General features: G+C 63.4%; 25 protein-coding genes. 14 read left to right on the plus strand and 11 right to left on the minus strand.

All coding sequences use genetic code 11. The annotated features are described in order from the left end of the window. Together E8A46_RS14225 and E8A46_RS14230 are read right to left on the minus strand one after the other, a co-directional pair. Window positions 1-1,140 (minus strand): thiolase, encoded by a 1,140-nt coding sequence (locus E8A46_RS14225; RefSeq protein ID WP_291561643.1) that lies wholly within the window; start codon window positions 1,138-1,140, stop codon window positions 1-3. A gap of 5 nt (window positions 1,141-1,145) precedes the next feature. Then, window positions 1,146-1,556, minus strand: coding sequence for a Zn-ribbon domain-containing OB-fold protein (locus E8A46_RS14230; protein ID WP_291561644.1), 411 nt, complete (start codon window positions 1,554-1,556; stop codon window positions 1,146-1,148). A 207-nt stretch (window positions 1,557-1,763) separates the two neighbouring features. On the opposite strand from E8A46_RS14230, the gene E8A46_RS14235 reads away from it, so the two are divergent. The 10 genes from E8A46_RS14235 to alkB are packed head-to-tail and all read left to right on the plus strand — an operon-like array spanning window position 1,764 to window position 10,841. Then, on the plus strand, window positions 1,764-3,011 hold the full coding sequence (locus tag E8A46_RS14235; protein ID WP_291561645.1) for an amino acid ABC transporter substrate-binding protein: 1,248 nt from the start codon (window positions 1,764-1,766) through the stop codon (window positions 3,009-3,011). Window positions 3,012-3,054: 43 nt separating this feature from the next. Then, on the plus strand, window positions 3,055-3,981 hold the full coding sequence (locus tag E8A46_RS14240; protein ID WP_291561646.1) for a branched-chain amino acid ABC transporter permease: 927 nt from the start codon (window positions 3,055-3,057) through the stop codon (window positions 3,979-3,981). Next, a complete protein-coding gene (locus E8A46_RS14245; RefSeq protein WP_291561648.1) occupies window positions 3,974-4,894 on the plus strand; it encodes a branched-chain amino acid ABC transporter permease in 921 nt (306 codons plus the stop codon). The genes E8A46_RS14240 and E8A46_RS14245 overlap by 8 nt, the downstream gene beginning before the upstream one ends. Beyond that, window positions 4,884-5,615, plus strand: coding sequence for an ABC transporter ATP-binding protein (locus E8A46_RS14250; protein ID WP_291561651.1), 732 nt, complete (start codon window positions 4,884-4,886; stop codon window positions 5,613-5,615). Before E8A46_RS14245 ends, E8A46_RS14250 begins: the two co-directional genes overlap by 11 nt. Then, entirely contained in the window at window positions 5,605-6,324 is a 720-nt protein-coding gene (locus E8A46_RS14255) for an ABC transporter ATP-binding protein (RefSeq protein ID WP_291561654.1), read from the plus strand. Before E8A46_RS14250 ends, E8A46_RS14255 begins: the two co-directional genes overlap by 11 nt. Next, a complete protein-coding gene (locus tag E8A46_RS14260; protein ID WP_291561656.1) occupies window positions 6,324-7,673 on the plus strand; it encodes an acyclic terpene utilization AtuA family protein in 1,350 nt (449 codons plus the stop codon). The genes E8A46_RS14255 and E8A46_RS14260 overlap by 1 nt, the downstream gene beginning before the upstream one ends. Next, window positions 7,670-7,990, plus strand: a complete 321-nt coding sequence (locus E8A46_RS14265; RefSeq protein WP_291561657.1) for a hypothetical protein — start codon at window positions 7,670-7,672, stop codon at window positions 7,988-7,990. Before E8A46_RS14260 ends, E8A46_RS14265 begins: the two co-directional genes overlap by 4 nt. 23 nt (window positions 7,991-8,013) lie before the next feature. Beyond that, window positions 8,014-9,366 (plus strand): amidase, encoded by a 1,353-nt coding sequence (locus tag E8A46_RS14270; RefSeq protein WP_291561660.1) that lies wholly within the window; start codon window positions 8,014-8,016, stop codon window positions 9,364-9,366. Window positions 9,367-9,426: 60 nt separating this feature from the next. Further along, window positions 9,427-10,176, plus strand: coding sequence for a 2OG-Fe(II) oxygenase (locus E8A46_RS14275; protein WP_291561662.1), 750 nt, complete (start codon window positions 9,427-9,429; stop codon window positions 10,174-10,176). 11 nt (window positions 10,177-10,187) lie between these two features. Further along, complete coding sequence (gene alkB / locus E8A46_RS14280; RefSeq protein ID WP_291561665.1) at window positions 10,188-10,841, plus strand: DNA oxidative demethylase AlkB; 654 nt, start codon at window positions 10,188-10,190, stop codon at window positions 10,839-10,841. A 33-nt stretch (window positions 10,842-10,874) separates the two neighbouring features. Here alkB and E8A46_RS14285 read toward each other — a convergent pair whose 3' ends face one another. From E8A46_RS14285 to E8A46_RS14325, 9 genes are all read right to left on the minus strand, one after another. Beyond that, entirely contained in the window at window positions 10,875-11,774 is a 900-nt protein-coding gene (locus tag E8A46_RS14285; protein ID WP_291561667.1) for a LysR family transcriptional regulator, read from the minus strand. Then, complete coding sequence (locus tag E8A46_RS14290; protein WP_291561668.1) at window positions 11,752-12,783, minus strand: phosphonate dehydrogenase; 1,032 nt, start codon at window positions 12,781-12,783, stop codon at window positions 11,752-11,754. Before E8A46_RS14290 ends, E8A46_RS14285 begins: the two co-directional genes overlap by 23 nt. Before the next feature lie 17 nt (window positions 12,784-12,800). Then, the gene (gene phnE, locus E8A46_RS14295) at window positions 12,801-13,610 is read right to left on the minus strand and encodes a phosphonate ABC transporter, permease protein PhnE (protein ID WP_291561670.1); all 810 of its coding nucleotides are present in this window, start codon (window positions 13,608-13,610) and stop codon (window positions 12,801-12,803) included. After that, on the minus strand, window positions 13,607-14,482 hold the full coding sequence (gene phnD / locus E8A46_RS14300) for a phosphate/phosphite/phosphonate ABC transporter substrate-binding protein (protein WP_291561672.1): 876 nt from the start codon (window positions 14,480-14,482) through the stop codon (window positions 13,607-13,609). Before phnD ends, phnE begins: the two co-directional genes overlap by 4 nt. A 35-nt stretch (window positions 14,483-14,517) precedes the next feature. Then, window positions 14,518-15,273 (minus strand): phosphonate ABC transporter ATP-binding protein, encoded by a 756-nt coding sequence (gene phnC, locus E8A46_RS14305; protein WP_363251761.1) that lies wholly within the window; start codon window positions 15,271-15,273, stop codon window positions 14,518-14,520. 239 nt (window positions 15,274-15,512) lie between these two features. Then, the gene (locus tag E8A46_RS14310; protein ID WP_291561674.1) at window positions 15,513-17,141 is read right to left on the minus strand and encodes a thiamine pyrophosphate-dependent enzyme; all 1,629 of its coding nucleotides are present in this window, start codon (window positions 17,139-17,141) and stop codon (window positions 15,513-15,515) included. A gap of 50 nt (window positions 17,142-17,191) precedes the next feature. Then, window positions 17,192-17,950, minus strand: a complete 759-nt coding sequence (locus E8A46_RS14315) for a substrate-binding domain-containing protein (protein ID WP_291561676.1) — start codon at window positions 17,948-17,950, stop codon at window positions 17,192-17,194. A 21-nt stretch (window positions 17,951-17,971) separates the two neighbouring features. Further along, window positions 17,972-18,955, minus strand: a complete 984-nt coding sequence (hpaD, locus tag E8A46_RS14320) for a 3,4-dihydroxyphenylacetate 2,3-dioxygenase (protein WP_291561679.1) — start codon at window positions 18,953-18,955, stop codon at window positions 17,972-17,974. Window positions 18,956-19,072: 117 nt separating this feature from the next. Continuing rightward, window positions 19,073-19,477, minus strand: a complete 405-nt coding sequence (locus tag E8A46_RS14325; protein WP_291561681.1) for a 5-carboxymethyl-2-hydroxymuconate Delta-isomerase — start codon at window positions 19,475-19,477, stop codon at window positions 19,073-19,075. 266 nt (window positions 19,478-19,743) lie between these two features. Between E8A46_RS14325 and E8A46_RS14330 the strand changes: the two genes are divergently transcribed. The 4 genes from E8A46_RS14330 (at window position 19,744) to E8A46_RS14345 (ending at window position 24,382) form a co-directional block, all read left to right on the plus strand. After that, entirely contained in the window at window positions 19,744-20,889 is a 1,146-nt protein-coding gene (locus tag E8A46_RS14330; RefSeq protein WP_291561683.1) for an ABC transporter substrate-binding protein, read from the plus strand. Window positions 20,890-21,000: 111 nt separating this feature from the next. Further along, complete coding sequence (locus E8A46_RS14335) at window positions 21,001-21,876, plus strand: branched-chain amino acid ABC transporter permease (protein WP_291561713.1); 876 nt, start codon at window positions 21,001-21,003, stop codon at window positions 21,874-21,876. Beyond that, window positions 21,873-23,654, plus strand: coding sequence for a branched-chain amino acid ABC transporter ATP-binding protein/permease (locus tag E8A46_RS14340; RefSeq protein ID WP_291561685.1), 1,782 nt, complete (start codon window positions 21,873-21,875; stop codon window positions 23,652-23,654). The genes E8A46_RS14335 and E8A46_RS14340 overlap by 4 nt, the downstream gene beginning before the upstream one ends. Then, window positions 23,654-24,382 carry an ABC transporter ATP-binding protein gene (locus E8A46_RS14345; protein WP_291561686.1) on the plus strand — a complete coding sequence of 243 codons (729 nt, stop codon included), beginning with the start codon at window positions 23,654-23,656 and terminating at the stop codon, window positions 24,380-24,382. The genes E8A46_RS14340 and E8A46_RS14345 overlap by 1 nt, the downstream gene beginning before the upstream one ends. The last annotated feature ends 20 nt before the right edge of the window (window positions 24,383-24,402 follow it).

The raw sequence follows: 24,402 nt of genomic DNA on the forward strand, positions 1-24,402 counted from the left end.
TCATCTCTCGTTCGTAAAAATAATCGTGCCACTTGCGGCGAACATGCCGCCGACGCCGTGGCAGACCGAAATCTTCGCGCCCGGAACCTGCGCCGGCGCGATGCCGCGCATTTGCCGCACACTCTCCTGCAGCGCGTACATGCCATACATGCCCGAATGCATGTAGCTGAGACCGCCGCCGTTGGTGTTGAGCGGCAGCTTGCCGCCGGGTCTTGTGTTGCCGTCGGCGATGAACTGGCCGGTTTCTTCATGCGGCATGAAACCGAGATCGCCGAGACCGTAGAGCGGCAAATGCGCGAACGCATCGTAGATCATCAGATGATCGACGTCCTTGTGGCTGATGCCGGCCTCGCGGAAGGCTAGGGGCCCGGCGACCCTGAACGCGCGCGAGCTGTCGAACGTCTGCATTTGGCTGACCATCGGCGTTTCCACGCTCTCGCCGGTGCCGAGGATATAGACCGGCCGCTTTGGAAAGTCCCGCGCACGATCGGCCGAGGTCAGGATCAGCGCGCCGCCACCGTCGGTGACGAGGCAGCATTGCAGGATGCGGAACGGATAGGCGATCATCCGCGAATTCAGCACATCCTCGACCGTGATCGGCGTCTTCATGGTGGCGCGCGGATTCTTCGCGGCCCATTCGCGCTGTACCACCGCAACCATGGCGATTTGTTCATGGGTGATGCCGTGGGTCTTCATGTAGCGCAGCACCGGTATCGGAAACGTGCTGGCCGGCGTTGAGACGCCGTAGGGTAGCTCGAACTGCCCGTTCAGGCTGTCGGGACCGATCATGCGCGGGGTGCGGCCGATATTCGATTTGCCGCTCTCGGCATGGGTAATCAGCACCGTCTTGCACAGCCCGGCTTCGATCGCAGCGGCGGCGTGGCGGACATGCAGCATGAAGGAACAACCACCGACCGAGGTGCCGTCGACCCAGGTCGGGGTGATGCCGAGGTAATGGGCGATCTGCTGCGGCGTCTCGACCGCGGTGGCAAAGCCGTCGATATCGGATAGTTTCAGGCCGGCATCGGCGATGGCGTTCAGCGCCGCATCCGCGTGCAGCTGGATCTGCGACACGTTCGGGATGACGCCGAGTTCGGTGGTTTCGGCGGCGCCGACGACCGCAACCGGGTTCCTGCGCATGATGCTTACCCCTTCGCCGGACGGAACAGGGGCAGGGTGATGTTGTCGTCGAGCTTTTCGAACGCGACTTCGAGCTTCATGTCGAGTTCGAGTGCCTCCGGCGTCTGCGGACAATCGACGATATTGCTCATCATGCGCGGACCTTCGTCCAGTTCCACGACCGCGATGGCATAAGGTGGCGTGAAGCCCGGGACCGGCCGGTGATGGATGACGTAGCTGTAGAGCGTGGCCTTGCCGGTTGCCTTGAACACGCTGACCTTGCGTGAGGCGCAGGCGGGGCAGAACGGGCGCGGTGGGAAATAGACATGGGCGCAGCCGTCGCAACGCTGCAGCCGCAGTTCATTCGCGCGCGTGCCGTCCCAGAAATGCTGGGTTTCCGGTGTCGGTTTCGGGCGTGCGCGCGCCGGCTCGGCCATGTCGGTGATCCCTCCCTGAGCGGGCTCGCTTCGATCCGCCCGTTTTGATCTTGATGCGACATTGGACGGCCCGGCGTCAACGGTCCAGCGGACCGCCCGCATGTCGCCTATTCCGGTACACGCACTATTGCCTGGTCCGGAGCGCTTGTATCCCGGCGACCGCCCGCGCTATTGTCCGCCGGAATGAAGAAATGCCGGGAGGATTTGATGCTGAGGGTGATGGGCGCGGTGGTGCTTGCAGGTTTGACCTATGCCGCGCAGGCATTTGCCGCCGATGTGCCGGCCGAAATCAAGATCGGCACGCTCTATGCCTCATCCGGGCGCTACGCGTCGATTTCGATGCCGGTTTATAGCGCGCTCAAGCTCTGGGCCGACCAGAAAAATGCCGACGGCGGGGTCTATGTAAAGGCTTTCGATAAGAAGGTCCCGGTCAAGCTTGTCGCTTACGACGATCAGAGCAACACCGCTACCGCCTCGACGCTCTACAATCAGCTGGTCACCCAGGACAAGGTCGACCTCCTGGTCGCGGATTCCGGCTCGGTGCTGACCGCGCCCGCGGTGGCGATTGCGCGCGACCGCAAGATGTTCCTGTTCGACCAGACCGGAACCGGCGCCAGCTTTTTCTCCAAGGACAATCCCTATATCGCGCTGATGGCCGACCCGGTCTCGACCATCTGGCCAAAACCGGTCGCGGATTTCATTTCGCATGACGGGCCGGGCCTCGGGATCAAGAAAATCGCGATTCTCTACTCGACCAACGAGTTCACCGGCACCCAGGCCAACGCCTTCCGCAAATTCGTCAAGGATTCCGGAGCGCCGATCGAAATCGTCTACGACCAGGGCATTCCCACCGAGACCACCAACTACACCGTTATCATCAACAACATCAACAATACCCAGCCGGACGCGGTGATCCATTTCGGCTACGCGCCCAACGACATCGCGTTCCTGCGCAATGTCGCCGATGTCGGCGTCAAGTTCAAAATGCTGTTCTGCATTTATGCCGGCCTTGAGACCGAGCTGCTAGAAAAAAACGTCGGCGAGAAGGGCCTCGAGCACGTCTTCACCTATGTGCCGCCCTCGGAGGTGGACTATCCGGTCAACTTCGGCATGAACATGAAGGATTATAAGGCCGCCTGGGAAAAGAAATATCCCGACGGCAAGATCGAGTTCGGCTTCAACGCCGTTGCCGGATACACCACCGGGCTGATCATCGAGAAGACGCTTTCAGTTGCGGCCAGTCTCGATCAGCTCGAGCTGCGGCGCGCCGTGTTCAGCCTGTCCGGAGAGCTCAAGACGCTTGATGGCACCTTCGCGCTCGATGAAATGGGCGGTCAGATCGGCGAGTTGACCCCGCTCGGGCAACTGGCGCTCGACGATCACGGCCATATCAAATTTATCTCGATCTATCCGCACGAGACCGCCACCGGCAAGCCGGTCTATCCGCGTCCATGAGCGAAGCGCACATCGCGGACCGGATGCCGGGAGCAACGCGCCGATGCTGATCTATGCGCTCGTCGCCGGCGTGCTGTTCGGCCTTTATTTCAGCCTGGTCGGGATCGGCCTCAATCTCGTGTTCGGCGTCATGCGCATCGTCAATCTCGCGCATGGCGACTTCCTGATGCTGGGCGCGTTTGTGGCGTTTGGCGTCGTCACGCTCGCGGGTATCGATCCCCTGTTTGCGGTGCCGCTGGCGTTCGTGATTTTCCTGATGGTCGGCGTGCTCCTGTATTGGGTGCTGGTGCCGCGGCTGCAGGGATCGGCCAATCCGGAAATGCTGTCGATCATCCTGTTCTTTGGGTTGTCGCAGGTGATCGAGGCGGTGACGACAATTTTCTTCGGCACCAGCGAACGCTCGATTCAAAGCCGCGCGCTCGGCACGGTGTTTTCGACCATCAAGGTCAAATTGTTCGGCGGCAAGCCGGATGCTGGCGGCCCGGTGCAGATCTTCGGCCAGGGATTTCCGGCTTCCTGGGTGATCGCCGCCGCCACCAGCCTGATCGCGATTGCGCTTGTCTACGTCTATTTGTACCGCACCCGGCTCGGTACGCTGACCCGCGCCGTGATGTCGCGGCGCGATGAGGCTTTCGCGACCGGCATCGATGTCGACCGCGTCTCGGCCGCGGCATTCGGCATCGGATTGGGGCTTGCGGCGGTCGCCGGCATCTTTGCGCCCTTCATGTTCGGATCGGTGACACCGGCATTCGGCGCCGATGCGACGGTGACGTCATTTGCCATTGTGGTGCTGGGATCGCTCGGCAACCCTCTCGGCACCGCGCTCGGCGGCGTCGTTTACGGCGTCTGCTACATGCTGGTGCAGACCTATCTCAGCTCATGGGCGGATCTGTTGCCCTATGTGCTGCTGATCTTCATCCTGCTGCTTCGGCCGAGCGGTCTGCTTGGAAGGCGGGTGCGCGTTGCCTAGCGCCCTCAAGCACATGTTGTTCATCGTCGCGCCGCTGCTCGCCGTCTTCGCGGTGCTGCCGGGGGTCTACCAGAACCATCTGCTGCTGTTCAATTTCGTCATCTTTCTGATTCTCGCCCAGGGCGTGAACATCATCTATGGCTTCACCGGCTATCTGCCGTTCGGCTATGTCGGCTTCTTCGGCGCCGGGGCCTACGGCTTTGCGATCCTGGTGATGCATTACCAGGCGCCGGCGGTTGTGGCGGTGCTGGTTGCCGGGTTGGTCGGCGTCGCGCTCGGGCTGTTGCTGACACCGCTATTGCGGCTATCCGGCGCCTATTTCGCCATCGCCAATCTCGCGGCCTCGCTCGCGGTGTTGCACTTCGTCGCCAATCCGGCGCTCGAGAACATCACGCGCGGACCGTACGGCGTCTCGCTCACGGGTACTTTCAACCCGACACTCGCCTATACGGCCGCGCTTGTGGTGCTGGCGCTGACGCTCGGTGCGGTCGTGTTCCTGAAAAACTCCCGCTTTGGTCTCGCGTTACAGGCGGTACGGGAAGATGCCGTCAGCGCGTCGATGGCGGGGGTCAATGTGGTGCGCATGCGCGTGATCGCGTGGCTGGTTTCCGCGCTGGTCGCGGGCCTCGCCGGCGGCGTCTATGCCTGGTACGTTTCGGTCTTCTACCCGGACAATGTCTTCAGCGGCGAGTTCAGCATCTTCGCCATCGTGTTTGCGCTGTTTGGCGGCGTTGCCTCGATCTGTGGTCCGATCGTCGGCGTCATCCTCCTCTATGGCATCTACAATCTGATCGGATTCACCACGCCGCAATACTTCCAGCTGATCTACGGACTATTGATCATGGGGCTCGTGCTGTTTCTCCCCGCAGGCCTGGTGTCCCTCGCGACGCGGAGGGGCTGGCATGTCCCCTGATACCGCACCCATCCTCAACGTCGCCAAATTGACAAAACGCTTCGGCGGCTTTTACGCGCTCGACGGATTGAGTTTCCATGTCGCCGCCGGCGAAATTCTGGGATTGGTGGGCCCCAACGGCTCCGGCAAGACCACCGCGATCAATGTGATCTCCGGCCTCTACGCCCCCGACGGAGGCGAGGTGGTGCTGGATGGCGGCTCGATCGGCGGGGTTGCGTCGCACCGGCTGGTTCATCGCGGCATCAACCGCACCTTCCAAATCCCTAAGCCGTTCTTGTCGCTGACGGTGCGGCAGAATATCGAGGTCGCGCTGGCCTACGGGCGGGCAGCGGTGGCGCCGCCTGACATGGCAGCCCTGCTCGACGAATATCGGCTTACCGATGTCGCCGACCGGCCGGCGGCCGATCTGAATAACGCGCAGCAAAAGATGCTCGATCTGGTGCGGGCGCTCGCCACCCGACCTCGGCTTTTGCTGCTCGATGAACTGGCCGCCGGGCTCAATCCGGCGGAGCTCGACTGGATCGCCGAGCGGATCAAGGCGCTGGCGCGGAGCGGGGTGGCGATCATCGTGGTCGAGCATCTGATGGGCTTCATCGAGCACATCACCGATCGCGTCATTGTCATGAACGCCGGCAAGGAGATTTTCGAAGGCAAGCTCGCGGTCGCGGTGCAGGTTCCGCAGGTCATCGAGGTGTTCCTGGGAGGCGAGCATGCCGCCTGAGGCCGCGCCGCTCCTGAAGGCGGAGGGGGTCGACGCCGGCTACGGCACCATGCAGGTGCTGTGGGGGGTCGATCTCGACGTCCGCGCCGGCGAGACCGTGCTGCTGCTCGGGGCCAACGGCGCCGGCAAGACGACCTTTCTCAAATCGCTGGTCGGTCTGGTCGAGGCACGGCACGGCAGCATCACGCTTGGCGACGAAGACGTGACGCGGATGCGCTCCAGCGACCGGATGCGGCTCGGCATGACTTACATGTCGGAACTCGCGGTGTTTCCCGACCTGTCGATCGAGGAAAACATCCGCGTCGGCGCGCAGGCGCTGGGGCATGCCGATCCCGGCGCCCGGGTCGAGGAACTCTATGGCCTATTCCCGGCACTGCGCGAAAAACGCCGGGCGCCGGCGTCCAGTCTCTCCGGTGGCCAGCGCAAGATGCTTGGCATCGCCAAGGCGCTTGCCGCGGAGCCGCGTCTTTTGGTGATGGACGAACCCTCGGCCGGGCTGTCGCCGCTGTTTGTCAAGGAAGTCATTCGAATCCTGAGCGATCTGCGCGGACGGGGGCTTGCGCTCCTGATCGCCGAGCAGAATATCGGTTTCCTCGAAGTGGCGACGCGGGTATTCGTGCTGGAAGGCGGGCGCATCCGCTTTTCCGGTACGGTTGCGGAAATGACCGACAACGAAGCGTTGCGGCGCGCATATTTCGGACTGAAGTGATGCGAACGATCAGGATCGGATCAGGCGCGGGCTATTCGGGCGATCGCATCGAGCCCGCCGTCGAGCTCGCCGAAAGAGGCGAGATCCAGTATCTGGTGTTCGAGTGCCTCGGCGAGCGTACGGTCGCGCTCGCCCAGCAGGCGCGCATGAAAAATCCGGAAGCCGGCTACGATCCGTTGCTCGAGGAGCGGATGCGCGCGGTATTGCCGGTCTGTGCCGCCAGGGGCATCAGGATCGTCACCAATATGGGTGCGGCGAATCCGGTTGCCGCAGCGCGCAAGACCGCCGAGATTGCGAAATCGCTGGGACTCTCTGCGCTGAAGATCGCCGCAATCGTCGGCGATGACGTGCTCGATGCCTGCAAGGCGCGCGACCTGCCGATCATGGAGTTCGACGGCACGATCAAGCAGCTCGGCAACCGGCTGTTGTCGGCCAATGCCTATCTCGGCGCCGAGCCGATGGCGGAGGCGCTCGGTGGCGGCGCCGATGTCGTGATCACCGGGCGTGCCTCCGATCCCGCGCTGTTTCTGGCGCCGATGATCCACGCGTTTGGCTGGGCGATGGATGACTGGAATCTGCTGGGGCAGGGCACCGTGGCCGGCCATCTGCTCGAATGCGCCGGCCAGATCACCGGCGGCTACTTCGCCGATCCGCCCTACAAGAATATTCCCGATCTGGCGCGGCTCGGCTTTCCGATCGGCGAAGTCGGCGAGGACGGCAGCCTCGTCATCACCAAGGTCGCGGGCTCCGGCGGCGCGGTGACCGAGCAGACCTGCAAGGAGCAGCTGCTCTACGAGGTGCACGACCCCACCCGGTATCTTCAGCCCGACGTGACGGCGGATTTCTCGCAGGTGAGGATCGAGCAGATCGGCAAGGACCGCGTGCGCATCAGCGGCGGGCGCGGCAGCCGACGCACCGGAACGCTCAAGGTTTCGGTCGGCTATCTCGACAGTTTCATCGGCGAGGGCCAGATTTCCTATGCCGGTCCCGGCGCATTGGCGCGCGGAAGGCTGGCGCTCGACATCGTTCGTGAGCGGTTGAAACTGACCGGCGTCGCGGCCAGCGAGTTGCGGTTCGAGCTGATTGGCGTCGATTCCCTGCATGGCGCCCAGGTCTCCGCCCACGCCAACGAACCCTATGAGGTCCGCGTGCGGGTTGCCGGCCGCACCGAGAACCTGCGCGAGGCGGTCAGAATCGGCAATGAGGTCGAAACGCTCTACACCAATGGACCGGCCGCCGGCGGCGGGGCGTTCAAATCGGCGCGCGATGTCGTCGCCGTCGCCTCGGTCCTGCTGCCGCGCGAATTGGCGGCGCCGCGAGTCCAATTTGTCGGGGGCGAGTTGCGATGAAGCTGCGCGAGATCGCCCATTCCCGCACCGGTGACAAGGGCAATACCTCCAACATTTCCGTGATCGCCTATGACGCGAAACACTATCAGCTGCTGCTCGAGCAGGTCACGAGCGCACGGGTCAAGGCGCATTTCGCCGGTGTTGTCGAAGGCGAGGTTGTCCGCTATGAGCTGCCCAACATATCGGCGTTGAATTTTGTCATGGCCTGCGCGCTGGGCGGTGGGGTGACGCGGTCACTCGCGCTCGACGCGCATGGCAAATCGCTGAGCTCGGCATTGCTCGATCTGGAAATCGAAGCCGTTCCGGACAATAAATAGCCGATCGACGAGGCGACAGCACCATGCCGAACACCCCGACACTGGCCGCACTGGCCGACGATCTCGAACATGGCCGCACCAACGCCAGAAAACTCGTCGACGAATGCCTTGAGAGGATCTCCGACAAATCCGGCGAGGGCCCGCGGGCCTTCGTTCATGTCGATGTCGAGGCGGCGATTGAGGCGGCGAAAGCGATGGACCGGTTGCGCCAGGTCAGGGCGGCGCCGTCGCCGTTCGCCGGTATTCCGATCTCGATCAAGGACCTGTTCGATATCAAGGGACAGGTGACCCGCGCGGGCTCCCGGGCGCTGGAGGATTCGGCCCCGGCGGAAGCGGATGCGCCCGTGGTGGCGCGGCTGCGCCGTGCCGGCTTCATCGTGATCGGCCGCACCAACATGACCGAATTTGCCTATTCGGGCATCGGCATCAATCCGCATTACGGCACACCGAAAAGCACCTGGCAGCGCCGCGCCGGCCACGTGCCCGGCGGATCGTCCTCGGGGGCTGCGGTATCGGTCGCCGATGGCATGGCGCATGGCGCGCTCGGTACCGATACCGGCGGCTCGTGCCGGATACCGGCGGCCTATAACGGCATCGTCGGGTTCAAGCCGACGCAGCGGCGGGTGCCGCTCGCGGGCGGCGTGCCGCTGTCGTTCACGCTCGACAGTTTCGGGCCGCTGGCGCGCACGGCTCAGTGTTGCGCGGTGCTTGACGCGGTGCTCGCCGATGATCCGGTGCAGCCGCTGCAGCCGCGTCCGATCAGGGGCATGCGGCTGGCGGTGCCGACCACGGTCGCGCTCGATGATCTCGAGGACACGGTGGCGCGGACCTTCGAAAGGGCGCTGGAAACGCTGTCGCATCACGGCGCGCTGATCGAGCGGATCGCGGTGCCGGAATTCCTCGATGTCGGGGTGATGAACACCAAGGGTGGCTTTGCCGCGGCGGAAAGCTATGCCTGGCACCGCTATCTGATCGCCAGCCATGGCGACGTCTACGATCCCCGCGTCTCCAGCCGGATCCTGCGCGGCGAGACGATCAGCGCTGCGGACTATATCGATCTGTTGGAGGCGCGAAAGTCGCTGATCGCGCGCGCCACGGTTCGTCTCGCGCCCTATGACGCGCTGGTGATGCCGACCTCGGCGATCACGCCGCCGCGGATCGCCGACCTCGCTGACGACAAGGCGTTCACCAAAGCGAACCTGTTGTCGCTGCGCAATTGCACGCTGATCAACATGATCGACGGTTGCGCCATCTCGCTGCCCTGCCATCGCGAAGGGGAAGCGCCGGTTGGACTGATGCTCGCCGCATCCGGCGGATCGGATCGCCGCATTTTCGAACTGGCGGCGGCCATGGAGGCTGTACTCGAAATCGCGTGATAGAGGCAGTTGCCGGAAATCGGGTGGCGCAGCGCGTCCTGATTTGCGAAAATCGTCGTCATGAAATCAGCCGCACAAAACATCCGTCCCGCACCGTCGCCATCCTCGATTCCCGCGCGCGTTGCCGCGATCGATTGGGAACGGGCGGAGGGAGACCTCGACGCGCAGGGTTGTGCCGTCCTCAAGGGGTTGCTCTCGGCGGAAGAATGCCGCGCGCTTGCGTTACTTTATCCCGACGACCAGCATTTCCGCAGCCGGGTGGTGATGGGGCGCCACGGCTTTGGTAGCGGTGAATACAAATACTTCTGCTATCCACTTCCGCAATTGATCGCGGAATTGCGGCCGGCGCTCTATGCGCGGCTCTGCGGCGTTGCCAATCGCTGGAACGAAGCGATGGGCATCGATATCCGCTACCCCGGGGACCGCGCAGCATTCCTGAAACGCTGCCATGCCGCCGGACAGGCAAGGCCGACGCCGCTGCTGCTGCAATATGGAACTGGCGACTACAACTGCCTGCATCAGGATCTCTATGGCGAGCACGTCTTCCCGCTACAGGTTGCGATCCTGCTGTCGGAACCGGACCGCGACTTCCGGGGCGGTGAATTCGTGCTGACCGAGCAGCGGCCGCGGATGCAGTCGCGGGCTGAAGTGGTGCCGCTCCTGCAGGGCGATGCGGTGGCATTTGCTGTGCATCACAGGCCGGTGCAGGGGACGCGCGGATTCTATCGCGTTAATCTGCGCCATGGCGTGAGCCGGATCCGATCGGGCCACCGTCATACCGTCGGCGTGATCTTCCATGATGCCAAGTAAGTAAGGGCCCCTTGACGGCGGATTTGTTCGAAACGGTTGCCGATGTCCGTCCGTCGTTCGAGGTGATCGCGGTGGGCGCCGCGCTGCTGCGCGGTTTCGCCGGTCCGCTGGAATCCGAACTGATGACAGCATTGCGCGATGTGGTGGCGCAGGCGCCGTTTCGCCGCATGGTGACGCCGGGCGGCCATCAGATGTCGGTGGCGATGACCAATTGCGGCAGCGCCGGCTGGATCACCGATCGTACCGGCTATCGCTATGGTGCCGACGATCCGGAAACGGGAAAGCCCTGGCCGGCGATGCCGGCCTTGCTCCGCGACCTCGCCGGGCGGGCGGCCGACCACGCGGGATTTGCCGGGTTTTCACCGGATGTATGTCTGGTCAACCGCTACGTCCCCGGCGCGCGCATGTCCCTGCATCAGGACCGGGACGAACTGGATTTCGGCGCGCCGATTGTCTCGGTATCGCTCGGTCTGCCCGCGATCTTCCTGTGGGGTGGGCTGAAACGCAGCGACAAGCCGCGCCGGTTTCGGCTCGAGCATGGCGACGTCGCGGTCTGGGGCGGGCCGGCGCGGCTCAACTTTCACGGCGTCGCGCCGCTTGCCGACGGCGAGCATCCCCTGATGGGCCGGCAGCGCATCAATTTGACGTTCAGGAAGGTGCGGTGACGGGGACTTTGTCGCCGCAGCCGCGCTCGCAACTTATCGAGCGCTGGTCCCTGCTGCATCCTGGTCAGCGCCGGAACCCATCAGAACGTGGGCGACCAGGCGCGCGGCAGGCGCCGTATCGGGCAGGCCGATCGGCGCGATGATCTTCAATTCTTTTGCGAGCTCGATGCCCTTCAGGCGCAGCGCGACCAGCCGTGCTGCGCTGACTTCGTCGGCGACCGCCGCCGCGATCACCAGCGAAATGCCTCGGCCGGCGCGGACCGCCCGTTTGACCGCCTCCGTGTTTCCAAAGCCCCCGATCGCCGTCAAACCCTCCGCGAATGGTCCCAATTGCTTTCTCAGAAGCGTAATCGTTCCGGTTCCGGCTTCGCCCCCCAAAAGCGTCTGGCTGGCGAGTTCGCTGGCCTCGATCGCGTCCCGTGCGGCCCAGGGATGATCGGGAGCGACAATGACCACGAGCGGTTCCTTTCGCCAGGTATGCTCGCAAAAACCGGGCCGGCCGCTCCACCACTCCATCAGCGCCACGTCGGCGGTACCGTTCGCCAGGCGGTCGGCGACATCGGGGTTCGGGCCGATCCACAGATCGAGGGAACACGGATCGGCCGCCTGAAAGGAAGCAAGCATGGTTTGCAGCAGATAGGTGCCGATGTTGCTCGACGCCGCGATGCGCAGGGGGGCTTGGGCGATCGCGGTTCGGCTGCGTTCGGCGGTATCCAGCATGGCGCGGGCAAGCGGCGCGAACGTCGCCCCCTGATATGTCGGCTCGACAATTCCGCGCCGGCGCACCAGCAGCGGCGCGGCCAGGTCTTCCTCGAGCTGCTTGATGTGTTCGACGACGGTCGAGGGCGATAGATTGAGGTCGCGCGCGGCGGCCCGAAATCCGCGTTCGCTGAGCACCGCAAGAAAGGTCTTAGCGTGAACGAGATTGAGCATGAACCAACTGCTTGCTGGGGTCATTGACCGCGCCAAACGGAACGCGGCCGGCGAGAACGTCGAGGATGCTGCGTGCGGCGGAAAGCTCGATCTCGCGCCGAACGTCCGTCACGCCCGATCCGATATGCGGGGTGAAAACCGTTGGCGCCGATGGCGCGGTAAGCCGTGGATCGACGCGGGTCGGCCGATCCTCGATGGCCCAATCCTCGCATTCGAAGGCATCCGCGGCATAGCCCGAAAGCTGCCCGCGGGCGATGGCGTCCGCCACCGCGCTCTCGTCGACCAGCGAGCCGCGAGCGGGATTAACCAGCCTCGCGCCGGCCTTCATGCCCGCGATGGTTTCGGAATTGATGAGGTGCGTGGTGTCGGCGGTCAACGGCAGCGCAAGCACGACGTAGTCGGAGTTGGCGATCACGTCCGCAAAACTTGTCAGGGTGACATAGGGCCAGGATTTCGCCAGCGTCCCGGAAACCGACTGATCATGGGCCAGCAGCCGGCATTGAAATCCGACAAGGCGTTCGGCGATCGCGCGTCCGACAAGACCAAACCCGACGATGCCTACCGTTGTGCCGGCGAGGCCCGCGCCATAGAGCTGGGCACGCCAGCCGTTAAATCCGCGCTTCTTGATGCCCTGATCGCCGGCGACGATGTTGCGTCCCAATGCGAGCATAAGCCCGATCGCCAGTTCGGCCGTCGGCACCGTCAACAGATCCGGGACAATCGTCAACCACACGCCGGCATTTGTCGCGGCCTCGACGTCGATATTGTCAAAACCCTTCAACGCTGCTCCAATGACGCGAAGCCTTGGGCAGGCGGCCAGGAAGGCGGCGTCGATCCTGTCGTTCATGAACGCCAGCAGACCCGCGGCATCCCGGCAGCGTTGTCGCACTTCCTGATATGACCAGGGCTCGATGGCCGGATTGACCACGACGGTGGCGTGTCCCTCGAGCAGCGCCCTGGTCTCGGGGAAGACCGGGTTGGTCACGACAATTTTGGGTCTTTCGGCCATGGCGTCGGTCTCTTCGGCTATTTCAGGTAGTTCCGCAGGGCGGCCCCAATGCCATCCACGATCGTCACGCAAATGAGAATGCAAATCAGGATCGCCGAAACCTGCGCGTATTCAAGTACGCGCAAGGCAGCGATCAGCTCGAAACCGATGCCTCCCGCGCCGACGGCGCCGAGCACCGTCGAGGCGCGGAAATTATACTCCCAGCGGTAGATGGTGGTGTCCGTAAGCTGCGGCATCGCCTGAGGCAACACCGCGTGCCAGATGACCTGGAACGGTGAAGCGCCTGCGGCCCGCGCCGCCTCGATCGGCTTTGGATCGACGTGCTCGATGCTTTCGGCGAAGAATTTGCCGATCATGCCGACCGAGTGCAGGCCGACGGCGAGCACGCCGGGCAGCGCGCCGAAGCCGACCATGGCGACGAAGATGATGCCCATGATGAGTTCCGGGATCGATCGCAGCAGGTTGAGGATTGCCCGCGTTGTCACGTAAACGATCCGGTTTGGTGTGGTGTTATGGGCGGCGAACAAGGCAAGCGGCAGCGACAGCGCGACGGCGAGGGCGGTTCCCGCGACCGACATCGCGAGCGTATCGGCCAGCGGCCTCAGCCAGCTGTGATAGCGTTTGAAATCAGGTGGAAACATTTCACTGGCGAGCTGCTTGATCGCCGGCCAGGCATCCGCGAACCGCTGCGGGTCGAGCAGGCCGGTGAGCGACATCGCGGCACCGATCAGAATGACGACAAGGAGAATGACGCCAGCTCGCCTGATCTGCGCGGAGCCGTCCCGGGCCAGAATGGCGTCGTAGCGGGTGGGAGTGGCGTAGCTCATCCCTTGAGCTTCGAAAGATCGAGATCGAGCAATTTCGCGGTCTCCCGCAGGATGTCGTAGGCGTGGTCGTCGGTCGCAACGAATGCTTCGGCTCGGAACGTCTTCAGGATTTCTTTATCGTTGAGTTCGAGGAAGGCGGCCCGGATCGCGGCCTTGAGTTCAGGCGCGAGGTATCCCTGCATGACCATCGGATAGTTCGGGATCGGATCGCTTTCCGCCAGCACGATCACCTTGTCGCCATCGATGGTGCCCTTGGCGACCAGCGACTTGAATATCTCCTGACTGAGGCCGCCAGCCTGGACCTGGCCGGACTGAACGGCGCGGGCGACCGCGTCATGCGCGCCAAGCAGCACGTATTTGTAGTCGGCGTCGCCGAAAAGGCCGCCGCGGGCCAGCAACGCGCGCGGGATCAAATGGCTGGAAGTCGAGGCAAAGTCGCCAAATCCCATCATCTTTCCCTTGATGTCGGCGAGCGATTTCACCGGTCCATCCGCGCGCGTGATGATGACGCTCTTATACGTCGGCGATCCCTTCGACACGCCGACGGCGAAGGGCTCGATGGCCGGTGCCTTCGACTTGGCCAGCACGTAGGAGAGCGGCCCGAAATAGGCGACCTCGATCCGGCCGAACCGCATCGCCTCGATCATCGAGGAGTAGTCGGTCGTGACGATCAGCTCGACGTCCTTCTTGAGCGCCTGCTCGAGATATTTCTTCAGCGGCAGGGCATTTTGTATGATCGTCGCGGCGTTCTCGTCTGGGAGCAGCGCTACGCGCAGGGTGGCGGGATTTTGCGTCTGTTGAGCGCTGGCCGGACCGATGGCGAGACCCAGTCCGCCGATCGCGCAGCCGAGCAAGAAGCTTCTACGTTCCATGACCTGATCCATTTCGATGAGCTGAGATGTGCCGACTAAGCCGCTTCCATCCGGGATGGAGCGGCGGTGTAGATTTGTTCGAGAATGGTTTGGCCCAGCTGCGACGCCGTGCCTTCAAAAACGATCCGGCCACCCACCAGACCGATCACGCGATCGGCGAAGCGGCGGGCCAATTCCACCTGGTGCAGGCTGACGATCGCGGTAATGCCGTCTTCGCGGCAAATGCGGTGAAGGTCGGCAAGCACTTTTTCGCCCGACGCCGGATCGAGACTCGCCACCGGCTCGTCGGCCAAAACGATTTGCGGCCGCTGTGCCATGGCCCTGGCGATGCCGATGCGCTGCTGCTGTCCGCCGGAGAGTTCGTCGGCGCGATCGAGCGCGCGATCGAGCAGACCCACCCGTTCGAGCGATTGCAATGCGATCAGGCGATCGGCGCGGGGCAGCGGAAGCATCGAGCGCAGGGCGCCATGGGCGGCGACGCGGCCGATCAGAACGTTTTGTAGCGCCGAGAGGCGGCCGATCAGATGATGCTGCTGGAAGATCATGCCGGTTCGTCGGCGGTGTTGCCGCAGCGCGTGGCCACTGCGGAAGATCGAACCCCGGCCTTCGACCGTGACATCGCCCTGGGTCGGCTTGACCAGTCCATTCATGCATCGAAGCAGTGTCGACTTGCCCGCCCCCGAGGGCCCCAGCAGCACGAGGAACTGACCCTTTGGAACGGAGATGCTGGTCGGCAGCACCGCCGCAACGCCATTCGGGTAAGTCATGGCAACGCCGTGCAATCGCAGCATCGATCGCTTCCTCAGAGCCCCATCGGGCCGTCGTTTCCGTGAGCGCCGTGATCTAATTTTTCGAACGAATGACGCTTGTGTTCGATAATTCTGATCTACCAACGGCAAATGACACACGAATGACAACGCCGGGGTCGGCGTGATGCAGAAACGCCGGTTGAAAGTCGGGAAGGGAATATAAGTGGTTCGCGCCGCGAACCCGGCAAGGCGTTCAGAAAAGTTCGCAGGGCCAAGTGGGCTTACGGCTTCGCCGGGTGAATGAAAGTCCAGGGGCTGACCTCGGAATCCCTGGGGACTTCGATGTCGATCAAATAAGGGCCGCCATCGCCCAAGGCTTTTTCCAGCGCAGGGCGAAACGTTTCCGGCGAGGTCACGCGGACAGCGCCGACGCCGAAGGATTCCGCAAGCTTGACGAAATCCGGATTGACCAGATCCGAGGCCACCACGCGGCCGTCGAAATGTTCGCGCTGGTCGCGCCGCACGTTGCCGTAGGCATTGTTGTTGAACACCAGCACGACCACGCCGATCTTGTACTGCACGGCGGTTGCCAATTCCTGCACGCCGAACATGAAGCCGCCGTCGCCGGTGATGGCGACCACCGCTCTGTCCGGATGCGCGACCTTGGCGCCGAGGGCCGTCGGAAAGCCCGAGCCGAGCGTGCCCTGATAGCCCGAGGTGATGAAGGTGCGTGGTTGGTAGATCGGAAAGCCATACCAGGAGGCAAAGCCGACCTGCGACAGCTCATCGGTCACGATGGCGTTCGATGGCAGCACCTCGCGCAGAATATTGAGATAGGCCATCTGCGGCTGGACCTGCTGAATCTGCCGCAGCGCCGTTGCCGAGGCCTCGCGAATCGCGGCACGGCGGCCGCTGGTTTTGGTGTAGCCCTGCTTTCGAACCGCCGCGAGCAGTTCGCGGGTGCCGGCCTGTGCGTCGGATATCACGGCGGCGTCCGGCGTGAGGCGACGCATTTCTGATGGATCGATATCGATGCGAATCGATTTCAGCCCGTCCGGCTGAAATGGCCAGCGGAACGAGGAGGCCGGCAGCTCCATGCGGGTTCCGATCCCGATCATGAGGTCGGTCTGCGGCCACAGGCGATAGGCCGCCGCCATCGTCAGTCCGAGTTCATGGGCATTGGAAACGATGCCGCGGCCGCTGCGGAACGCCACCACCGGCGCATCGATCAGTTCGGCAAGCTCCAGAATCTCGTCGCGCGCGTGGATCGCGCCGCTGCCGACGAAGATCATCGGCGTCCGGCTGCCGGCGATCAAGCTGGCTGCCGACTTGATGCGGTCCGGATCGGGCTGCGGCGCCGGGAACGGATCAAACACCTTTGACGCGCCGACTTCGGCGCGCTGCGTGAACACGTCCCACGGCATTTCCAGCGAAACCGGGCCGCGGCGTCCCGACAGCATTTCCTGAAACGCGCGAGAGACCATCGTCGGGGCCATATCCGGGTATTCGATCCGCTCGGCCCATTTCACGAAGGTTCGCAATGTGGCGAGCTGATCCGGCATCTCGTGAAGGTGACCGCGGCCCTTGCCCAGGAAAGCCGTGGGAACCTGTCCGGTCAGGCAGAGCACCGGCTCGTTCGACCCGAACGCCGTCAACAAGGCAGCCCCGGCATTGAGCACGCCCGGGCCGGGCACCACGCTGAAGACGCCGGGCCTGCCGGTCGACCGCGCGTAGCCAAAGGCCATGTAACCGCAGGCCTGCTCGTGCCGCGCGCCGATCACCTTCAGCTGCGCCTGCTGGAAGGCGTCGAACAGGCCGTAGATCTGCGCCCCCGGAAGGCCGAACACGGTGTCGACGCCGTGCGCGACAAGACTGCTGACGATGGCTTCGCCGCCGGAACTCAAGGTCATTGCATGGTCCAATCACTCGCAAGCATCACGGGTGCATTTTCTCCCTCCGCTTAGCCGGGGTTCATGCCCCTGGCCTTGATGACAGAAGCGGCGGCGGGGGTGGTGAGGTAGTCGATGAACGCCCCGGCGGCTGCGGCTTCCCTGGTATCGGCTGCGATGCCTGCCGCGAAAACCAGCTCCTGCTGCAATTCAGCAGGAAACGGACCGGCGAGTTCAACACCGGGAGCCGTCAATACGTTGACGACAAATATCCCGAGTTCGGCGTCGCCTCTGGCGACGGCTTGAGGGATTTGGGCCGGGGCGGTCTGGACTATGGTCTTGGCTTTCATGGCCTCGCCGATGCCGAGGCGCTCGAACACCTTTAAGATATAGGCACCGGCGGCGCTGGCCGGCAGAAAGGTGATGGATTTGGCGTCGAGCAGAGTCTTCTTGAACGCATCCGGTGTGCCGACATCGGGCTTGGGGGCGCCCGCGCGCACCGCGACGCCATAGCCCACATGCGCGATATCGATGGTTGGACCGGGCGCAAAGCGGGCCCGCGCGGCGGCGTCCCTGAATACATCGGCGGGAACCACCCCGAGGTCGAACGGATCGCCCGATGTCGCCAGCTTGATCAGGTTGGGAGTTGAATCGAAGTAAATGACAAGCTTGTGGCCGGAGGCGCGCTCGAATTGCGGGCCGAGCTCATTCAACACCGAGGTCAGCGAGCCACCGGCCAGCACCTTCAGTTCAGCGGCATGAAGGCCGCCGATCGGCGACAGCACCGGCGCAAGACCCAGCACCGAGGCGATAGCTGCGAGTATAGGCATTTTCATGAAACCCCCGTGGTCCTAATCCGCAACCGTGACATCGGCGACAAATAGCGGTTCGCGGACAGCCTGTCCCGGAAACGGCGATCCCTGCTCGAACCAGGAACGCGGGGCGGGCGAGCCCCACAGCGTCTGGCGCCGCGGATCCTGCAGCGACCAGCGGACCGGCGCATGGTCATGATCCCCGGTGAAGTAATCGCTGGTGTAGAGCTCCAGGCGGTGGCCATCGGGATCCCTGACATAGAGAAAAAACGCGTTGGAAATGCCGTGGCGGCCAGGGCCGCGCTCGATGTTCGTGAGATAACCGCTCGAGGCCATCACGTCGCACAGATGCAGGATGTTCATCGCGGTCGGCACCCAATAGGCGAAGTGGTGCAGGCGAGGGCCCTTGCCGTTGGTGATGGCGAAGTCATGCACGTTGCCCTTGCGATGCAGCCACGCCGCCGCGATGCGCCCCTGCGGTCCGTCTTCCTCGGCGTATTCGGTCAGCCGGAAACCCAGCCGCGCATAGAAGTCGAGGGTGTCCTGGACCTCGGCGGCGAAGACATTGAAGTGGTCGAGCCGCTGCGGATGGCAGCCCTTGTAGAGGTCGTAGCGGCGCAACAGATGCGGCCGCTTCTCCATCGATGCATAGAGCTCGATTCGAAAGCCGAAAGGGTCGGTGAGTTGCAGGGTGCGGCCTTGAAACGGCTGCTCGGCAAAGGCGTAAGCGATCCCGTTTTCCGAACAGAACGCCGCCGCCTTGTCGAGATCCGCTTCGTTGCCGACCTTGAATCCCAGACGATTGCAGGCGGCATTGGCCGCCTTGCGCAGCACCAGCGAGTGGTGCTGCTGTTCCTCGACGCCGCGCAAATACACCGCGCTGTCGTCGCGATCCTCGACATGCAGGCCGATGGCGTTTTCGTAGAAAGCGCGGCTGGCATCCAGGTCCACCACGTCAAGCACGGCGTGGCTGCACCTGACGATGTTGAACGGCGGATCGAAGATGTGCGTCGGCACGGGCATTTGTCATTCCAGTTCTAGACCTTTGACTCTCATGGTGAGGAGGCGCTTCTTCAGCGCCGCCTCGAACCCATGAGGTCGGGTGGTTCATCCTTCGAGACGCGGGCTTGCGCCCGCTCCTCAGGATGAGGGCAAGTCGAGCTTCTCCTTCAGGGCCCCGTGGATGTTATTGCGCTTCCAGCTGGTCTCCTTGTCGTTGATCTGCATGTCGAACGACAATCCAAAATGGCCCGCGGCAAAGACCGGATCGAGGTGATCGGACAGGGCGCGGAAGATATGCTCGCCGGCCTTCTTGCGGGTCGCGAGGTCGCGCCCCTCGCCGAGCCGCAGCACCATGTCGAGAAAGCCGAATTGGGGACTGCCGTCGGCGATGGCGTAATGCTCGCAACGGATGGCACGAACCCGAATGCCGCCGAGCGGGAAAATGCCGGTCTCCACCGCCGCCTTGCGGACCACGTCGACGGTCTTGCCCATATCGAGGCGGGAATCGAGATTGGCGGAGTATTCGATCGTGAAATGCGGCATGTCGGGATCACTCCAACGATTCTGCGGGGCGTATCAAGCGAAGGAACTGGCTGATCGCGCTGGAGAACCATAGCCTATGCTTATAGTTTAGGCATCTCCGCGCCGGCTGGACGGCGAACCCGAAGCAGCCAGCTATACGTCAGGCGGAAGGCTCCCATCGCAATCGACTCTTGGCGCGACACACCGTAGACACACCGGCGGATTTTCGCTCAAACTTGCGAACGTAACGAAGGCCGACGCCAAAGTCGGCCTCACGGGAGGAATCGATGAAGTTGACGCGACGCGACTTTACGGCCGGACTGGCTGTAGGTATTACCGCACCTTACGCCATCCGCAGCGCCCGGGCCCAGGCCGCGACCCTCAAGATCGGCATGTGCGTCCCGGTAACGGGTCCGGCGGCCGAGCAGGGGCTTTGGGCGCAGAACGGCGCCAAGCTCGCGCTGGCGGCGGTCAACAAGGCCGGCGGCGTCCTCGGCAAGCAGGTCGAATTGGTCATCGAGGACGACCAGACCACCAATCCCGGCATCGTGCTGGCGTTTTCCAAGCTGGCTGCGCAGCCGGACATCGTTGCGTTCCTGGGGTCGATCCGCTCCACCCAGGTGATGGCAATGGCGCCCGATGTGCTCAAGCTCGGCAAGCCCGTGATGATCGGGGGCACCAACCCGGACCTGACCCATATGGGCAATCCGTGGCTGTTCCGCTTTCGCCCCAATGACAGCTATTCCGGCCGCGTCATCGCCGATTTCGGCGTCAATACGCTCGGCAAGAAGAAGTGGGCGATCGTGCATTCGACCGACGCATTCGGGACGGCCGGCGGCAAGGCGCTATCAGACGCGTTGAGCAAGCTTGGCGCGCCGCCGGTGCTCGATCAAGGCTATGCCAATCAGAGCCAGGATTTTACGCCGGTCGTGCTGGCGGTGAAGCAATCGGGCGCCGATGTGCTCGGCACTTATTTCACGTTCGAAAACGATCTTGGGATTTTTGCCCGCCAGCTGCGCCAGCTCGGGGTCACCATTCCCTGGGTCGGATCACCCTCGGTGGTCGCGGTGTCTTCGACCAAACTGGCGGGTCCGGCCTTGTACGGCACCTTTGGCGTGGCCGATTACGCCGAGGAATCCGGCGACGCGCCGAGGGCCTTCGGTAAATCCTATCGTGAGACCTACAAGACCGCGCCTGACATCCAGAGCGCCTGGACCTACGATGCCGTCACCATCCTGTCGGCGGCGATCAACAAGGCCGGCTCGACCGATCCGACAAAAATCCGCGAGGCCATTCTTGCGCTGAAGAAATTCCCCGGCGCCGAGGGCGAGTATAATTTCGACCAGAATGGCGACGGCCTGCACGGGTATAACGTCGTACGGAACGAGAAGGGGATGATTGTCTTCGATAAGCATATCGAGTTCAACGATTGATCGCATGGCCGGTTCTTCCGGCGACGGAAGGACCGGCTTGCGTCAGACCCCTTGGCCTGCGGCAAAGCCATCAACAACCGCAGGCCCAAGATTCTCCTGCCGGGCATTTCCATGGATCTCGCACTGCAATTGCTGTTTACCGGGATCGGCATCGGCGCCGTCTATGCGCTTGTCGCGCTCGGCTTCGTGTTGATCTTCCGCGCCACCAATGTGGTGAACTTCGCGCAAGGCGAATTTTCGATGGTCGCCGCCTATCTGATGGTGGTGTTCGCGGTCGATTTGGGATGGCCGTACTGGCTGTCGTTCCTGCTCGCGTTGGCCGGCATGGCGCTACTCGGCGCGATCTTCAATCTCGGGGTTTATTATCCGCTGCGTCACCGCAGCTTCTTGCCGGTCATCATCGCGACCATCGGCGCCTCGATCCTGCTCTCCAATTCCGTGCTGGCAATCTACGGGCCGCAACCGCAGGTGCTGGAGGGGTGGTTCGAGACGCCGGGCATCCAGCTCGGGCCGGTCTATCTCGACAGCCAGTATTTGCTGATCATCGCGGTGACGATTGTGCTGGTGATTTTCAATTACTGGTTCTTCGAGCACACTATGCTCGGCAAGAAATTGCAGGCGACCTCGCAGGACAAGGAGATGGCGTCGCTGCTCGGCATTTCCGTCTCCACCATGATCATGATCACCTTCATCTATTCGGCGGTGCTCGGTGGCCTCGCAGGCATCCTGGTGGCGCCGGTGCTGTTCGTCTCGATCCAGATGGGATCGACGATCGCGCTTAAGGCGTTCGCCGCCACCATCATCGGCGGATTCGGCGACGTCACCGGCGCGATCATCGGCGGGTTGGCACTCGGCATCATCGAAACTTTTGGCGCGGCCTATATTTCTGTCCCGTACAAGGACGGCTTCGCCTTCCTGGTGCTGGTGGCGTTTCTGGTGTTCCGGCCTCAGGGCATCTTCGGCGAGCGTGTCGCGGAGAAAGCATGAGCGCCCCCAGCCAAAATATGCCGATGGCCGTGTCCGCCACGCGCCCAAAACCGCTGCTGTTGCGCCATTTGCCGTATTTTGCTGGCTCAGCCGTCATCGTGGCGCTCGCCGCCACAATGCAATTCGACGGCTACGTCCACAACATCCTGATGCAGGCGACCACCTTTGCGATCGCGGTGTTCGGGCTTTCGGTCGTGCTCGGGCTGTGCGGACAGATCAATCTGGCGCAGGCGGCCTTTTTCGGCGTCGGTGCCTATGCCGTCGGCCTCGGCACCTCGGACTATCATCTCAGCTACTGGCTGTGCCTTGGCGGCGGATGCGTCATCGCACTGTTGGCCGGCGCGTTGCTCGGCATGTCGACGCTGCGGCTCGGCGGACATTACCTGGCGATGGTGACGATCTCGTTTCAGCAGATCGTCACGCTGGTGATGATCAACACCATCTGGCTGACCCATGGGCCGGACGGCGTTGCCCGGATTGGCCGGCCCGATCTGTTCCAGTCCTCGCAATCCTATCTGGCCTTCTGCGTCGCGATGCTGGCGCTGGTCGGTTATGTGGTCTGGCATCTCGCCGACACCCGGCTCGGGCGCGCCATGCGCGCGGTGCGCGATAACGAGCTGGCCGCCGGCGTGGTCGGCATCGACGTGTTCCGCACCAAGGTATTCGCCTTTGCGCTGAGCGCGGTGCTGGGCGGATTGGCCGGCGGCCTGTTCGCCGGCGGTTTCGCCTATGTCAGCCCGGACCAGTTCTCCTTTGCCGAGTCGGTCGTGTTCCTCACCATGTCGCTGCTCGGCGGCGTCGCCTCGCCGATCGGCTCGGCGATCGGCACCGGCCTGTTGATCCTGATCCCGGAATGGCTGCGGTTCCTGAAGAGCGTCCCCGGGCTCTATCTCGCCATTTACGGCCTGTCGGTCATTCTGATTGTTCGCTACATGCCGGACGGCATCTGGGGATTTTTCAGGATCGCGACCGAGCGCTGGCAGGCCAAGGCCAAGGTGCACGCCGCCGGTCTCGCGCTGCAGCTCACTCCCGCGACCATTGGCGGCGACATCGTCCTTGCCGTCAAAGGCCTCGCCAAGCATTTCGGCGGCCTCAAGGCGGTTGATAACGTCGACATCGAAGTCAGGCGAGGCGGCGTTCATGCCCTGATCGGGCCGAACGGCTCCGGCAAGACCACGACGCTGAACGTGCTCTCCGGCCTTTACAAGGCCACCGCCGGCCGGGTCACCCTCGATGGCACCGACATCACCGAGATGCCGCCGCATCAGCGCGCCGCGGCGGGGTTGGGGCGGACGTTCCAGAATATCCGCTTGTTCCGCTCGATGACGGCGCTCGAAAACGTCGTGATCGGCGCCGAGCGGCCCGGCAACACGCTGATCGGCGCCGGCGGCGACGACGCGCTCGTCAAGCGGGCGATGTCGGCATTGGCCTTTGTCGGCCTCGGAGGGCGCGCCAACGAACTGATCTCCAGTTTTTCCTACGGGCATCAGCGGCTGATCGAAATCGCCCGCGCGCTCGCGGCCAATCCGACCTTGCTCTTGCTCGACGAACCGGCGGCGGGTCTCAATTCCAGCGAGAAGGTCGAACTCCACGCGCTGCTCAAACGCATCGCGGCGCAAGGCCTCACCATCCTGATCATCGATCACGACATGACGCTGGTCTCCGAGGCCGCCCAGCACATCACCGTGCTCAATTTCGGGCGCCGCATCGCGGACGGCGAATCCCTGGCGGTGTTGCGCCATCCCGACGTCGTCTCCGCCTATCTCGGAACCGAATAATGGCGCTGCTGCAAATCAACGATCTGATCGTGCTCTATGGCGAGATCGAAGCCTTGCGCGGCGTCTCGATCAGCGTCGAGGAAGGGCAGGTGGTGACTTTGCTCGGCGCCAACGGCGCCGGCAAATCGACCACGCTGCGGGCGATCTCCGGACTGACCAAGCCGGCCGCGGGTGAAATCCTGTTCGACGGCCAATCGATTGCCGGCCTCGGGCCGGAGGCGATCGTCCGGCTCGGAATCTCTCACGTGCCGGAGGGACGGCGGGTATTCCCGGGCCTTTCGGTGAAGGAAAACATCATGCTCGGCGCGTCGAACCGGCGCATCGGGAAATCGGAGCTGTCGCGGGAAGCCGACGCGATGTTCGATCTGTTTCCGGATATCCGCGCCTTTTCCAATGCGCTCGGCTGGACCCTGTCGGGCGGCCAATTGCAGATGGTCGCGGTGGCGCGTGGCCTGATGGCCAAGCCGCGTCTGTTGCTGCTGGACGAACCGTCGCTCGGCCTGGCGCCGGTCATCGTGCAGGCGGTATTCCGGATCATCTCGGAAATCCGGCGCAATACCACGGTCTTGCTTGTCGAGCAAAACGCGCGCATGGGACTTTCCGTCGCCGACCACGGCTACGTCCTGGAGACCGGACGCATCGTGCTGGGCGGCAAGCCCGACGAGTTGTGGGGCAATGAAGCCATCCGCGCCGCCTATCTCGGCGGTCATGCCAAAGTAAGCGCCTAGCCAACCAATAAGAAAAGCGA

It is taken from the genome of Bradyrhizobium sp. (genome assembly GCF_004799445.1).
Taxonomy (GTDB): Bacteria; Pseudomonadota; Alphaproteobacteria; order Rhizobiales; family Xanthobacteraceae; genus Bradyrhizobium.

Bases quoted from the DNA above. Each gene is read 5' to 3' on its own strand.
- E8A46_RS14225 (WP_291561643.1), bottom strand. From the start codon at position 1,140: ATGCGCAGGAACCCGGTTGCGGTCGTCGGCGCCGCCGAAACCACCGAA.
- E8A46_RS14230 (WP_291561644.1), bottom strand. From the start codon at position 1,556: ATGGCCGAGCCGGCGCGCGCACGCCCGAAACCGACACCGGAAACCCAG.
- E8A46_RS14235 (WP_291561645.1), top strand. From the start codon at position 1,764: ATGCTGAGGGTGATGGGCGCGGTGGTGCTTGCAGGTTTGACCTATGCC.
- E8A46_RS14240 (WP_291561646.1), top strand. From the start codon at position 3,055: ATGCTGATCTATGCGCTCGTCGCCGGCGTGCTGTTCGGCCTTTATTTC.
- E8A46_RS14250 (WP_291561651.1), top strand. From the start codon at position 4,884: ATGTCCCCTGATACCGCACCCATCCTCAACGTCGCCAAATTGACAAAA.
- E8A46_RS14255 (WP_291561654.1), top strand. From the start codon at position 5,605: ATGCCGCCTGAGGCCGCGCCGCTCCTGAAGGCGGAGGGGGTCGACGCC.
- E8A46_RS14260 (WP_291561656.1), top strand. From the start codon at position 6,324: ATGCGAACGATCAGGATCGGATCAGGCGCGGGCTATTCGGGCGATCGC.
- E8A46_RS14265 (WP_291561657.1), top strand. From the start codon at position 7,670: ATGAAGCTGCGCGAGATCGCCCATTCCCGCACCGGTGACAAGGGCAAT.
- E8A46_RS14270 (WP_291561660.1), top strand. From the start codon at position 8,014: ATGCCGAACACCCCGACACTGGCCGCACTGGCCGACGATCTCGAACAT.
- E8A46_RS14275 (WP_291561662.1), top strand. From the start codon at position 9,427: ATGAAATCAGCCGCACAAAACATCCGTCCCGCACCGTCGCCATCCTCG.
- E8A46_RS14285 (WP_291561667.1), bottom strand. From the start codon at position 11,774: ATGCTCAATCTCGTTCACGCTAAGACCTTTCTTGCGGTGCTCAGCGAA.
- E8A46_RS14290 (WP_291561668.1), bottom strand. From the start codon at position 12,783: ATGGCCGAAAGACCCAAAATTGTCGTGACCAACCCGGTCTTCCCCGAG.
- phnE (WP_291561670.1), bottom strand. From the start codon at position 13,610: ATGAGCTACGCCACTCCCACCCGCTACGACGCCATTCTGGCCCGGGAC.
- phnD (WP_291561672.1), bottom strand. From the start codon at position 14,482: ATGGAACGTAGAAGCTTCTTGCTCGGCTGCGCGATCGGCGGACTGGGT.
- phnC (WP_363251761.1), bottom strand. From the start codon at position 15,273: ATGCTGCGATTGCACGGCGTTGCCATGACTTACCCGAATGGCGTTGCG.
- E8A46_RS14310 (WP_291561674.1), bottom strand. From the start codon at position 17,141: ATGACCTTGAGTTCCGGCGGCGAAGCCATCGTCAGCAGTCTTGTCGCG.
- E8A46_RS14315 (WP_291561676.1), bottom strand. From the start codon at position 17,950: ATGCCTATACTCGCAGCTATCGCCTCGGTGCTGGGTCTTGCGCCGGTG.
- hpaD (WP_291561679.1), bottom strand. From the start codon at position 18,955: ATGCCCGTGCCGACGCACATCTTCGATCCGCCGTTCAACATCGTCAGG.
- E8A46_RS14325 (WP_291561681.1), bottom strand. From the start codon at position 19,477: ATGCCGCATTTCACGATCGAATACTCCGCCAATCTCGATTCCCGCCTC.
- E8A46_RS14330 (WP_291561683.1), top strand. From the start codon at position 19,744: ATGAAGTTGACGCGACGCGACTTTACGGCCGGACTGGCTGTAGGTATT.
- E8A46_RS14335 (WP_291561713.1), top strand. From the start codon at position 21,001: ATGGATCTCGCACTGCAATTGCTGTTTACCGGGATCGGCATCGGCGCC.
- E8A46_RS14340 (WP_291561685.1), top strand. From the start codon at position 21,873: ATGAGCGCCCCCAGCCAAAATATGCCGATGGCCGTGTCCGCCACGCGC.
- E8A46_RS14345 (WP_291561686.1), top strand. From the start codon at position 23,654: ATGGCGCTGCTGCAAATCAACGATCTGATCGTGCTCTATGGCGAGATC.